At 63.1% G+C, this 13,092-nt stretch carries 8 protein-coding genes; 3 read left to right on the top strand and 5 right to left on the bottom strand.

The window, feature by feature from the left end; genetic code table 11:
- Positions 1-189: 189 nt before the first annotated feature.
- Positions 190-1,332, top strand: coding sequence for an AMP-binding protein (locus tag J7E24_RS05385; RefSeq protein WP_215135899.1), 1,143 nt, complete (start codon positions 190-192; stop codon positions 1,330-1,332).
- Between the two features lie 82 nt (positions 1,333-1,414).
- On the opposite strand, the gene J7E24_RS05380 is transcribed toward J7E24_RS05385, so the two are convergent.
- Positions 1,415-2,116, bottom strand: coding sequence for a hypothetical protein (locus tag J7E24_RS05380; RefSeq protein ID WP_215135898.1), 702 nt, complete (start codon positions 2,114-2,116; stop codon positions 1,415-1,417).
- A 564-nt stretch (positions 2,117-2,680) separates the two neighbouring features.
- Here J7E24_RS05380 and J7E24_RS05375 point away from each other — a divergent pair.
- Positions 2,681-6,991 (top strand): IPT/TIG domain-containing protein, encoded by a 4,311-nt coding sequence (locus tag J7E24_RS05375; RefSeq protein ID WP_215135896.1) that lies wholly within the window; start codon positions 2,681-2,683, stop codon positions 6,989-6,991.
- An 81-nt stretch (positions 6,992-7,072) separates the two neighbouring features.
- Here J7E24_RS05375 and J7E24_RS05370 read toward each other — a convergent pair whose 3' ends face one another.
- The 4 genes from J7E24_RS05370 to J7E24_RS05355 form a co-directional block, all read right to left on the bottom strand.
- A complete protein-coding gene (locus tag J7E24_RS05370; RefSeq protein WP_251047030.1) occupies positions 7,073-7,861 on the bottom strand; it encodes a LytR/AlgR family response regulator transcription factor in 789 nt (262 codons plus the stop codon).
- Between the two features lie 87 nt (positions 7,862-7,948).
- A complete protein-coding gene (locus tag J7E24_RS17855) occupies positions 7,949-9,070 on the bottom strand; it encodes a sensor histidine kinase (protein ID WP_215135894.1) in 1,122 nt (373 codons plus the stop codon).
- 110 nt (positions 9,071-9,180) lie between these two features.
- A complete protein-coding gene (locus J7E24_RS05360) occupies positions 9,181-9,879 on the bottom strand; it encodes a hypothetical protein (protein WP_215135892.1) in 699 nt (232 codons plus the stop codon).
- Positions 9,880-10,188: 309 nt separating this feature from the next.
- A complete protein-coding gene (locus J7E24_RS05355; protein ID WP_215135890.1) occupies positions 10,189-12,384 on the bottom strand; it encodes a TonB-dependent receptor in 2,196 nt (731 codons plus the stop codon).
- Positions 12,385-12,601: 217 nt separating this feature from the next.
- On the opposite strand from J7E24_RS05355, the gene J7E24_RS05350 reads away from it, so the two are divergent.
- Positions 12,602-13,051 (top strand): GNAT family N-acetyltransferase, encoded by a 450-nt coding sequence (locus J7E24_RS05350; protein WP_215135888.1) that lies wholly within the window; start codon positions 12,602-12,604, stop codon positions 13,049-13,051.
- The last annotated feature ends 41 nt before the right edge of the window (positions 13,052-13,092 follow it).

Here is a 13,092-nt window from a genome sequence, read left to right as displayed (position 1 = left end):
TACAAAAAGCGGGTTACTTTTCCTGCCTGATGTTGTCTTACTCAACAATGCCGGGGCTCTAGGCCACCGCCCTGGCCCCGAAATGCCACCTTTGTTGTACCGTTCACTGCCCTCTGAACAGCACCGTTTCCGGCCTTCGATAGCCTATTTTACACTGTTTGTTACCGGCCATATCCGGCTTTTTACTCTATGAACGCTCCTGCTTCTCCAACTCCGCCCGCCACCGCCGCTGCCAACCGACTTCCCGATTCGCTGCTGCTCAACGGTCGTGCGTTTCGCTACGCCGATATCCAGCAATATCCCGCCCTGGCCCCGGCCGAATTGAACGGCTACGAGGCGCGGGTGCTCGGGTTCGTGCGCGAGTGGCTGAACGGGGCGCAGGAATTCACCCTTACCACCTCGGGCTCGACAGGGCCACCGCAGCCGGTGCACTTCCGGCGCCGGCAGCTCGAAGCCTCGGCCCGCCGCACCGGCGACTACTTCGACCTGGGCCCCGGCGAGCGGCTGCTGGTGTGCCTGAACTGCGAGTACGTGGGCGGGCTGATGATGCTGGTGCGCGGCCTGGAGCGGCGCATGCACCTAACCATTGTGGAGCCCCAGGCCAACCCGCTGGCGCTGGTAGCGCCCGAGGTCACGTTCGATTTTGCCTCCTTCGTGCCGCTGCAGCTGCGGGCGGTGCTGGCGGCTGGCGGAGCCCCGCGCCTCAACCAAATGCGCGCCATTCTGGTGGGCGGCGCGCCGGTGGATGCCGGTCTGGCGCACGAAATCGGGGAGCTGACGGTGCCGGTGTACCTGACTTACGGCATGACGGAAACGGCCTCCCACATTGCCCTGCGCCGCCTCAATGGTCCGCAGGCCGGCCCCGCCTACCAGGTGCTGCCCGGCATTGCGGTGGGCCAGGATGCGCGCGGCTGCCTCACGGTGCGCGCCGACGTCACCAACGATGAGCTCATCACCACCAACGACCTCATCCGCCTGGCCCCCGACGCCCGCAGCTTCGAGTGGCTGGGCCGGGCCGACTTCGTTATCAACAGCGGCGGCGTGAAGGTGCCGGCCGAGAAGGTGGAGCGGGCGCTGGAACTGGCGCTGATGGAGCTGGGCCTGAACCGCCGCGCCTTCGTGGCCGGGCTGCCCGATGCGCGCCTGGGCCTGCAGGTAACGGCCTTTATAGAGGGCGAGCCGCTGCCCGAAGCCGGCCAACAGCAGCTACAGCAGTTGCTCGGCCAGCGCCTGAGCCGTTACGAGGCGCCCCGGCAGCTGGTCTTCGTTCCCGAATTCCAGACCACTCCCTCCGGCAAACTCGACCGCAATGCAACGCTTGGAAAAAAGTGAAAACCAGGCGTGAGACAAAAGGCGCATCATACTGATCAAGAGGCGCATACAGCCAGGGCACCCCGCATGATAGATCTTTATATCACTTCTCCGTTCTGAAGTTTTCCCTCACTACCCAATCCCGGTCGAGGAGCCGTTCGTGGCCGCGTACTACCTTGTACAAATCGCCCAGAAACAGCTTGGCGCGGGCAAAGAAAATGTAACCGCTGATCTGGTCTTTGGGCTGCTGTCCGGAGGCAAAAACCTGCCGGTAGCCAGTGCCGGCCCCGATTCCTACCCAGCGAAAAATACGGTAGTGGGCCGCCACCGAAGGCTCGACCAAATAAATTACCCGCCGCGCGCTGCGTTCGGTATTGCCATTGGGCAGAAAGAAACGGGTGTAGTAGAATCCGGCCCCAATTTGCAGCGGCGCGCTCAGCTCCCAGCGCCGGTTGCCAATGAACACATATTCGCCGTAGCCGGCCACGTAGCGGAAGCGGATTTCGTCGCGGGTGCCCGGCGGTAGGCCCTCGGGCAGCGCCTGGCGCGTGCGCAGCCCTCCCGAGAGGCGGTAGAAACCCAGGCCCGCCCGCCAGCGCCCGCGCCACTCGATGCCGCCGCGTAACCCGTTGATACCGGCCACTTTCCCGTTGATGATGGAAAACCGCTGGTCGATCTGGAACACTGGTCGCCGATGCCGTTCGCGCACGAAGGACGAATCGGGGGGGCTATCGGCCCGGGTGGGGCGGGCAGCCAGCGCCCCGGCCAGCAGCAGGAACACAGCAAAATAGGAACGGGCTCTCACAGCGTAAAGGTACGGCGTGGGTGGCGCGCTGGTTGGCAGCTGGGCTTCGGCTTGCCCCGGCCGGTTGCTGCTCCACCCCCGGCTGGTTTTTCCACCTCAATCACCAGTTCCTCGCCCAGCTGCCTGTTTTGCAGCGTTGATACTCTATTTCAACAGCAAGCTGCCGGTCAATTTATAGCTGGCCCCAGCAAGAGAGGGCTGTGAGCTGGCTAAAGGCGGACCTAGTGATGCAATGGCCAGATGGCTAAGCTGCCACATATTGGCAGCCGCTAAAGCGGAACCGGATCTAGCGCTTTAAAAGATTGGAGGCAGTATAAAAATACCAAGACAGGGGCTTAGCTTTGTTTACTTGATTGGCACTAATGGAGTGTCAGAAAAGATTTCTTCGCGTTGCGTGACTCAATAACAACATTGCACTATTTGGTTTAACTTCTATTGCTATATATGCTAAGAATTCTACTGATCAGCCTATTTTTATGGGCGACTATTCCAGGCAGTTTCGGACAGGCGCCAACTTTCCAGCTAACTAGAACGGCCGGCACCCCGGTGGAATTCCCGGCAGATTTGGCCGTTGACAGAGCCGGGTTCATGTATCTGCTGGATGATATCGGCATCACCAAGCTCACTCCTGGCGGAGAGGTGGTGCGACAGATTAAAGTGGGCCCCGGGCACGTTGGCGAAGCTTCGGGGTTGGGCGTGGATGCAGCGGGCAACCTATACGTGCTCGACTACCAAAAGAGCAGCGTAGACCAGTTCGACCCGGCCGGACAACTGGTGCGCCAGTTTAATTTGGTGGGCGCGGCTCCGGCGGCATATACGCGGCTGAACGGCCTAGCCGTAGATCCGGCGGGCAACCTGTACGTGGCCGACACCTACAACAACCGTATCCAAAAGTTCGACCAAAACGGACAGCTGCTGTTCACTTACGGCAGCGCCACTACCAGCCTGCTAAAAAAGCCCCTCGATATAACCTTGGATTCCCAGGGCATGGTGTACGTGTACGGGATGGACTTTGTGGTTACCAAACTCACCCCGCAGGGTCAGTTGCTGCAATCTTTTCTGCTGGATGCGGCAACCGTTTCGTACGACGAGCCCACCGCACTGGCCGTCGACGCGGCCGGCAACCTGTACGCCAGCAGCTCCCAAGGCTGGAATATCCGGAAGTTTTCGGCTGCCGGAGCGGCAATGGGCACGGTGGGCAGTTTCTACGGCACCCGGACGCTACTGGCCTGCGACGCGGCCGGCAACCTGTACGCCACCGACCGCGACCATGGGGGCAACAGCAAGCTACGCAAGTACAACGCCACCGGGCAGTTGCTTGATACCTGGGGCAACCTCACTACGCTCACTGCGGGTGTGCTCGATGCGTCCGGCTACTATTACTGCTACAACCCGCGGGTGGGCAACATCCTCCGGTACGCGCCCAACGGTGAGCTGCTGGGGCCTTTGCCCAATAGCGGTGCAAAAATGCCTTACGTCGAGGTGCTGACTATCGACCCGCTGGGCAACCTATACCTGTTCAGTCGTGGTTCCTCTTCAACGGGTGTCCAAGTGCAGAAACGGGATCTGAATGGCCGGCTGCTCGCTGAGTTTACTTCGCTCGGATTTGAGCTTGGGTCCGACTATCACAGGGCTGCTATGGCCGCCGATGGGGCGGGCAATCTGTATATCACCGATTATTACGCGGGCTGCGTGCGGCGCCTTGGTCCTCAGGGCCAGGTTTTGCCGCCGATTGGCACCTGGGGTACCGGCGAGGGTCAGCTGTGGCTGCCGCAGGCAGTTGCCCTCGACGCGCAGGGCCACGTGTACGCCACCGACAACGGGGGCTCGCGGGTGCAGCGCTTCACCCCCGATGGCAAGCTGGTGCGCGAGTTCGGGCCGCGTACTTCTATGAACCAGAGCGTTTCGGTTAGCGACGTACACATGGCCGTCGACCGCGTAGGCAATATCTATGTGAACACTTCGCTTAAAGCAGGGGTGCAATTCTTCGCGGCCGATGGCAGTTCCATTACCACGTTGGCCAACGTGCGTAAAGGCATGGTGGCTATCGACCCGCGAGGCGGCCGGCTGGTTACCTCTGAAGGCGACCTGATTCGCTTTTACACCAATGATCAGATAGCACCCCAAAATCTGATTACGGGTACCGTTTACCAAGACCGGGACAACAGCTGCACGCTCGGAGAAACGGAGCCGACGCTAGCCAACATTGTTGTGGCGGCTCAGCCCGGCAACTACTACGGCCTCACCGATGCGAATGGCCGCTACGCCATTGTAGTAGACACCGGAAAATACACTGTGAGCCAGCTGCTACCGACCAACGAAACCGGCCGGATCATTGTGCCCCTCTGCACCTCGGCCGACACGGTTGCGCTGCCCACCTACGGCCTGACCGGAACCGGTCCCGATTTTGGCAACTTGGTTGGTACGGCTCCTTACCTAACCATGCATGTGGGCTCGAACCGGCGGCGGCGCTGCTTCCGCAACATCACCACCGTCGAGTACGCCAACATCGGCTTCGCGCCCGCCCCCGATGCGCGGGTAACCGTGGTATTGCCCCCAGAAGTTGTTTTTCTCTCCGCCGATTTTCCGCACACCCGCGATGCCGCGGGCCAGTACGTGTTCGAGGTGGGCACGCTGGCCGCTAACAGTGGTGGCCGCATCGTTATCCAGGATTCGGTGGTGTGCGACAACCCCGACCTGCGGGGCCTGACGGTGTGCACCAAGGCCTGGATTACGCCACTCAACACCTACCCCGTGCCCGGCTGGAACGGCGCGGCCGTAACAGTACAGGGCCGCTTGGAAGCAGATAATCAGGTGCGGTTTGTGCTGCGCAACACATCGGCCACGACCACCGCCGACAGCCTGGGCCTGCGCCTCTACCAAAACAGCCAGCTGGCCCTTACGCACCGCTACCTGCTGGCGGCCGGTGATAGTTTGGTGTTGCGCGTGCCGGCCACCCGGCCGGTAGTACGCCTGGAAGCCGATCAGCCCGCCAACCACCCCACCCAACGCACGGCCAGCAGCACCGTGGAAGTGCGCAGCCTAAGCCTCAATGGCCAGCCCAACCCCGATATGCTGGCCTCCCCCCCCAACGTGCCGGGTCCCGAAACGGCCCAGGATTGCCAGCCCATTCTGGACTCCTTCGACCCCAACGATAAGCTGGTATTGCCGACCGGTAGTACGGCCCAGCACTATACCCCCACCGGTGTGCCGCTGCGCTTCACCGTTCGGTTTCAGAACACCGGCAACGACGATGCCTACCGGGTAGTGGTGGTGGACACGCTGGCCGCCGACCTCGACCTGCAAACCCTGCGCGTAACGGCCGCATCTGGCCCCTACCAGCTAACGGTCAGCGGCCGGGGCCGGCCGGTGCTCACCTTCGCTTTCAACAACATCAACCTGCCGCCCAGCTCCCGCGACGAGGCGGGCAGCAATGGTTTCGTCAGCTTCAGCATCCGGCCCAGGGCCGACTTGCCGGCTCGCGCCCTCATTGAGAACGAGGCCGATATCTTTTTCGATTACAACCCCGCCATTCGCACCAACCGCACCACGAACCGCATTTACGATATGCCCCTGGAGGTAGAGCCCGCCGTGGCCGTATCGTTTCCGGCGGTGCTGGCCTCTCCGTTCATTAGCCAGCTAACCCCGGCCGAGGGCCGCGCCGGAACGCTGGTTACGTTGCGGGGGCTGCGGTTTGATGCGGGCACGGCCGGCAACATCGTCCGGTTCAATGGAGTGGCCACGCCGGTGCTCAGCGCCACGGCCACCACGCTCACCGTGCGGGTGCCCCCGGCCGCTACCAGCGGCACGGTGCAGGTGGCAACGGCCGACGGCGCCGGCCGCACAACGCAGGTTTTCACCATTTATCAGCCCCCAACGCTAACGGCCGTAGCACCCGACGAAGGCATACCCGGCAGCCGCATAACATTGACCGGCACCGAGTTCGGGGCGCTGGCTGGGCAGGATACCGTGTGGTTTAATAACACGCCGGCTTTGGTAGAACAAGCTACCCCAACGCAGCTAACCGTAAGGGTGCCCGCCAACGCCACTTCCGGGTTTGTTAGAATAGGCACGCGGGGCGGAGCCGTAGAAAGCACACGGGCCTTCACCGTATGGTATCCACCCACGCTGGCGGGCTTTAGTCCGGCCCGCGGGAAGGCGGGCACTTTGGTTAGCATAACCGGCAGCCGCTTCGCCCCAGCCGAGCGCAACACGGTTTTGGTGGGTGCGGGCGCTACAGCTACTGTGGTGCAAGCCACCGCAGAAAGCCTGCAAATCAAAATCCCGACCGGCAGCCAGACTGGACCGTTGCGGGTGCAGACGCCGGGCGGCACTGCGGTATCGGAACAGGCATTTACTTTCCTGCCCGCCCCGGGCATCACCTCTTTCTCGCCTGCACAAGCCAGCGTAGGCGAGGTACTGACGCTTACGGGCACCGATTTTCTGGTGGACGGCTTGGCCGATACCGTGTACGTAGACGGTATTCGGGCAACGGTGCTGACCTCTTCAGCCACTCAGGCAACGGTGCGGGTGCCGGCCGGGGCCGTAGCCGGGCCCATCACTATGCGCGGCACGGGTGGGGCCGCGGAGTCGGCTACGGCTTTCAGGCTGCTGCCGCTCTCGGCGCAGGAGTCTATTGCGGTGTACCCCAATCCGGCTCGCGGCATGGTTACGCTGGACTGGCTTCGGGCTGACTTTGCTGTGGAGCGCGTGCGAGTTTACAACGCGCTGGGTGGCCTGGTGCAGGAAATTGATCTGAGCCGCAATCCTGCTACAAGCCAGATATTGCACTTCGCGGCTGGTGCCAACGGGTTGTACCTGCTGGTTGTGCAAACGGCCAGGGGCAATGTAACGAAGCGCCTGATGCTCTACTAACCGGCTTCAGTTCGGCTTAACTCAACCCGTTACCCAACTGGTGCAACTCACCGGGTAGTTGAACATCAACTACCCGGTGAGTTACCTATCCAGCCACTCCTTGAAGGTGCTGACTTTCTCGCGGCTTACCAGCACCGTGTCGTTGTCGGGTGGGGCGGGCTGCAGAATAGTTTGCAGGCGTGAGTTGGTGTAGTGGATGATGTCGCGGATGGCGGTGGCGCGGGCCAAGTAGGCGCGGTTAAGGCGAAAGAACTCGCGCGGGTCGAGCAGGGCCTCCAGCTGCTCCAGGGTGTAATCGACTACCAGGCGGCGGCCTTCGTGGGTGTGCAGCAGCGTGGCTTTTTCGAGGCTGGCGAAGTAAGCAATGTCCTCGACCGGCACGGCTTTCAGGTGCTCACCCACCCGCACCACGAAGCGCGACTTGTACTCGCGGACCGGCTGCCGGGCCTGCGCCAGTACCTGGGCCAGCAGGGCCGCATCAAACGCCGGGGCCGGGGCTGCCTCGCGGCGCTGCACCAGCTTTTGCAGGGCGGCCGTCAACTCTTCCGGGGCAATGGGCTTGAGCAGGTAGTCGATGCTGTTCACTTTGAAAGCCCGCAGCGCGTACTTGTCGTAGGCCGTGGTGAAGATGACCGGGCAGCGGATTTCCAACCGCTCGAACAGCTCGAAGCTCAGCCCGTCGGCCAAATGGATATCGAGCAGCAGCACGTCGGGCGGGGTGCCGGGGTTGCGGAGCAGCGCCTCAGCTTCGGCCACCGATTCGGCCATGCCCACCACTACTACCGGCATCGGCTGTTTTTGCAGCAGTCCGGCCAGGCGCGTGGCGGCCAGCGGCTCGTCTTCAATAATAAGGGCGCGGAGAGGAGTCAAGTGAGAAGTACGGGTTGAAAGTTGAAAAATCGAACGGTGATAGTGCAATCTGCACGGCCGTAGCTTCGCACTACAGCCGTTTCCAACTCACCGCAGCTCCAGCACCGGCAGCGTTACGACAAACTCGGTTTCCGATTGGGTGATGAGCACAGGTTTGGGCGTGAGGAAGGCATAGCGGGCCTGCAGGTTGGACAGGCCCAGTCCCGTCGATTCGGCCTCGGCCACCAGGCGGGGCAGGCGCGAGTTGCGCACTACGAGCTGGCGGGCTTCCGCATCGAACTCGATAACGAGGCGTAGTGGGTTGTGGCGGGACGTGGCGTTGTGCTTGAGGGCATTTTCGAGGAGCAGCTGCAGCGCCAGCGGGGGCACCAGCAGCGCCTGCAGCTCGGCGGCCGGGGGCAGGTGCATTGCTACCTGCACGCCTTCGCCCAAGCGCGTGCGCTGCAAAAACAGGTAGCTTTCGGCAAAGGCCAGCTCCTCGGTTAGCGGCACCAACTCCTGGTTTTGGTGGTCGAGCACGTAGCGATACACCTGGCTGAGCTGGCGGATGAAGCGGGAGGCGCGGGCCGGGTCGTGCTCGTCCTCCACGAGCGAGGTGAGGGCGTTGAGGGAGTTGAACAGAAAGTGCGGGTCGAGCTGGCGGCGCAGCGAATCGGCCTGGGCGCGGGCGTTTTCGGTTTGCAGCCGCTCGGCCCGGATAGCCGTTTCGCGCCAGCCCATCAGAAACGCCCGACTGTGCATAAACAACGACACGACCACCGTAATCAGCAGCGGAACGACAAACGTTTGCCAGGTAAGCGAGCTAAGCGGGCGGTGGTGGTAGAAGACCCGGAAACTGCCATCGACGACTATAATAACCAGCAACGACAGCACTATCGAAAGGCCAATCGTGAGCAGAAACCGCTTGATGGGCTGCCGGGTCCAGTCGACGCGGCGGTTGAGCCATTCCGAGGGGTAGCCGTTAGCCAGCCACAGTCCGGTGGTGTAAAAGAAGTTGTAGGCAAAGGTCACCAGAAACTTCTCGCTCCAGATCGGGTGCCTGCCTGCGTTGAACAGCAGCGCCAGCCCAAACGCAATAAGCGTCATCAGCCCCAGGCCCTTCCACAAATTACGGTGCGGGTAATACCGCGAAAGGTCGTTGCGTTCGGCCGCCGTAGTTGGTGGTGAGGTAGCCGAAGCAGTGTAGGCGGAAATAGAGTCGGCTTTCACAGGTAGAACCTTGACGGTATATGGGGTGGAAGGTATCGAAAGCGGGGGAAACCAGCGCGGCGGCAGCGGTGGCGGCAGCAGCCCGAAAGCCCCTACTCCTGCCCGCCGGCCTATTTCACGGCGGCCGTTTCGTAGGCTTTCAGCCGGCCGTTCACCTGCCGCTCGCCCCAGTTGGGTGCCAGCCGGGAGGCCGGTTTAAACGTCGCGTAGTGCGCTTTAGCCTTCAGGAAAACAGGTTTGGCCACCTCGGCCCCGCCCCCGAACATGGCGGGCGTGTAGTACAGGTTGTTGCCCTGCACCAGATACGCCCGGGGATTGGCAGGATTGAGTTGGATGGCCTTTTCAACGGCTTCGTTCACCAGGCCCGAATACTTCATGGAGCGCAGCATGGGCGAAATGCTCAGCCGCGCCTGATGGATGTACGCCTGTAGCACCAGTAGCTCCGATTCGTCGGCTCCGGCCAGCTTGCGGGCCTGGGCCAGGGCCGCCTCGGCCTGGTCGAGGGTTTGGTCTTTCGCGTCGCCGTCTTCCTTGCTCTGGAACGTGTGGATGAGCAGGGCGTAGGCCTGGTAGTAGCGCGGTAGCCAGTCCTGGGGTTTTACGGCGGCGGCGCGCTCCATTTTGGCGGCGCTGGCTTTAAGGGCGGCCGGGTCGCCGGTGCTCATCAGCTCCGCAACGGCGGCCGTCATCAGGGTGGTGTAGGCATCGGCCGGCGCGGCGGCCAGCGCAGGAGCAGCAGGGACGGGTTTCTGAGCGAAAGAGGCCAGGGAAGCGGCAACGAGGGCGAGGGTGAGCAGAGGCTTTTTCATGGGTAATAAGGGCGTAAGAGGTTGAGAGGTAAGCACTGGCTGGTTTTGCTGTTTCAAAGGTGGCGCCCAGCCGCCGCCGCCAAAACTTTCCGTTACCGAAGCGTCGGATAAGCCGGATGAAGCGTGGGATTCAGTTGTCAGTTGCTAGTTGTCAGTTGCTAGTTGTCAGGAAACCGGGTCATGCTGAGCGGAGTCGAAGCGTCTCTATTGCTTCGTTGTATTCGACAGGATTACCGCTGCGGTAGAGCTGCTTCGGCTCCGCTCAGCATGACCCGGTTTCCTGACAACTAGCAACTGACAACTAGCAACTCATTCCGGCCGCTCGTTCACGCTGGCGGGGTTTTGCTTGTTGATGCTGACAAACACGCCCAGAAACACCATGCGCGGGGCGGTGGGCGTAATGGCCACGCGGTTGTGCTGGCCGGTGGCGGCATCGGGGCGCTGGGCGTAGCGGTAGCCAAACACGTTGGGCTGGCCCAGCACGTTGTTGAGGGCCAGATGCACGATGGTAAACTGCCCGAACAGCTTGGTGAGGTAGCTGGCGTTCAGGCTCAGCTCCTGGAAGGCGGGCAGGCGGCCCTGGTTGTAGCCGGCTTCGGGCTGGTTGAGGTCGTGGTAGCGGCGGGGGCTGCCGTAGCTGTAGGTGGCCCCAACCAGCGTATGCAGCGCGGGCAGCCAGTACTTCGTCACCACCGACACGTTGTGGCGGGCCGCGAAGGTGGGCACGGCCAGCACCGGGTCCTGCCGAAACTGCCGCTTGGTGTCCAGGAAGCCGTAGCTGACGTAGTACTCCAGGTTTTTCAGGCTCTTCCGGTCGCGCCAGAGCAAGTCGAGGCCGCGGGCGTAGCCGGCGCCGCCGTTGTCGTAGGCCTGGGGGTTGCGAGGTTGCCGGTCGTCGAAGCGCACGAGCCGGCCGTAGGTTTTGTGGTAGCCTTCGAGTTGCAGCAGCCGGCCGTTGTGGGTGTACTGGTAGGTAAGCACCGCGTGCCGGGCCCGCTCGAAGCGTAGCCGGGGCGCGGCCACCAGCAGCAGGCCGTTGTCGGGCGTTTGGTAGAAGTGGCCATAAGCGGCCGAGAGCGAGCTGCTGGCGGTGGTCTGGTAGGCCAGGGCCAGCCGGGGCGCGGCGTTCCAGGCGCCCAGCAGCCCCGAATACTCGGTGCGGCCCCCTACCCGGCCCGCCAGCCGGTCGCTCAGCTGAAAGTCGCTTTCCACGAAGCCCGCCAGGCGCTGCTCGCCAAATTCCGGCCGGTAGGTAAGCGGGCTGGCGGCGTTGGGCTGCACCGTCTGGCTCACCTGCTGCACCAGCCCTTCGGCCCCTATTTTCAGGTTGAAGCGGGCATGCACCGAGTCGTTGATGAGTACCAGCCGGCCCAGCAGCGCCTGCTCCAGCGTGCGCAGCCGCACCGAGTCGGGGCGCAGGCGCTGGTCGTCGCGGCTCAGGGCCAGGCCGCTCTGCAGGCTCCAGCCCCGGCGCAACGGCCCCCGAAACGTGGCGTTGAGGTAGGCGTTGGCTCCGCGCAGCCCCACGGTTTGCGTGCCGGCCGGCTCGGGGCTGGGCTGCCCAATCTGCAGCTGCTGGCCCGTGAGCGTGCCATACACTTTCAGCATGCCGGCCTGGCCGGTGCGGTGCTGCAGGCTCGCCGACGAGGCCAGCCCGCGCGGGGCCTGGTCCCAGCGCACGTTCTGGGGAAGCAGTTTGGCGTAGGGCGTCAGGTTGGTGTAGTCGGCGCTCAGGGCCAGCGAAGTCCGCTCCCAACGCTTGGTGCGCGAGGCCCCCAGAAACACGGAGGTAGCCGACAGCCCGGTCTGGGTTTCGGGCGCGAGGTCGGTCGAATTTAGCAGCAACACCCCCGACAGCGCCTGCCCGTACAGCGCCGAGTAGCCGCCCGTGCTGAACACCGTACCCTTAAACAGGCTGGGCGAAAACCGCCCCCGGGCCGGCACCGCGGCCACGGTAGCATTAAACGGATTCTGCACCAGCAGGCCATCGAGGTACACCTTGGTTTCCGAAGCCGCTCCGCCCCGCACGAACAGCAGGCCGTCCTCTCCTACCCGCGTGGTGCCCGGCAGCGTGTTGAAAGCCGCCGCCACATCGGCCAGTGCTCCGGCCGTGGTCTGAATGTCGCGGGTGTTGAGGGCGGCGCTGCGGTGCTCGTCGCTGGCCTCGAAGGCCCCGGCCGTAATTACCACCGAACCCAGCGCGTGCGGCTCGCCTTTCAGCACGAAACTCAGCGGCGCAGCTGGGGCAGGCAGGGTCAGCGTTTTTTCGCTGGTAATGAAGCCCAGCAGACTGGCCTGCACCACGTAGGCGCCCGCCGGGGCCGTGGTTTCAAACCGAAACCGGCCCAGCAAGTCGGTGCTGGCCCCATCGAAAGTGCCGCGCACGAATACGTTTACGCCCGGCAATGCCTGGCCGCCGGCGTCGCGCACGGTACCGCGCAGGGTGGTTTGGGCGAAGCTGGAGAAGGTCAGTAGTAGCAACGGAAGCAGCAGGAGGCGTTTCATGGCGGGGCAGTGAAGGGATGCCCAAAAGTGCGCCGCCGCCGGGGCCGCTGAAACTCGCCGTTACCGAAGCGTCGGATGAAGCGGATGAAGCGTCGGGTTCGGTGGATAGTTGCCGTTTGTCAGTGTGGAACGTCATTCAGAGCATGTGGCGCATGGAGCCAGGGTCGAAGAATCTCGTTCTGCACTGACAACCGCCCCCGGCTACTACCTTTGCCCCATGCCCCTTACCTGGACTCTCAAACCCTTCGCCGACCTGACCACCACTGAGCTGTACGCGCTGCTGCAGCTGCGCTCCGAAGTGTTCGTGGTCGAGCAAACCTGCCCGTTTCAGGACATCGACGGGCTCGACCAAACGGCCTGGCACCTGCTGGGCCACGCGCCCAACGACGAGTTGGCGGCCTACGCCCGGCTATTCGGGCCCGGCGTGGCCTTCCCCGAGGCCAGCATCGGGCGGGTGGTGAGCAGCCCCCGCTACCGCCGCACCGGGCTGGGCCGCGAGCTGCTGCACGAGTCCATTGCAGGCGTCGGGCAGTTATTCGGCCCGCAACCCATCCAGATTGGGGCCCAGTTGTATTTGCAGGAGTTCTACGAGAGCTTCGGTTTCCGGCAAGTGGGCGCAGGGTATCTGGAGGACGATATTCCGCATATCCACATGGTGCGGGCGTAGGTCTGAACTGGCCTTTGCGGAGTCAGCAAGAACTTTTCGGC

Source organism: Hymenobacter sp. ISL-91 (genome assembly GCF_018613725.1).
Taxonomy (GTDB): Bacteria; Bacteroidota; Bacteroidia; order Cytophagales; family Hymenobacteraceae; genus Hymenobacter.
This window is presented reverse-complemented; position numbering and strand designations above follow the sequence as displayed.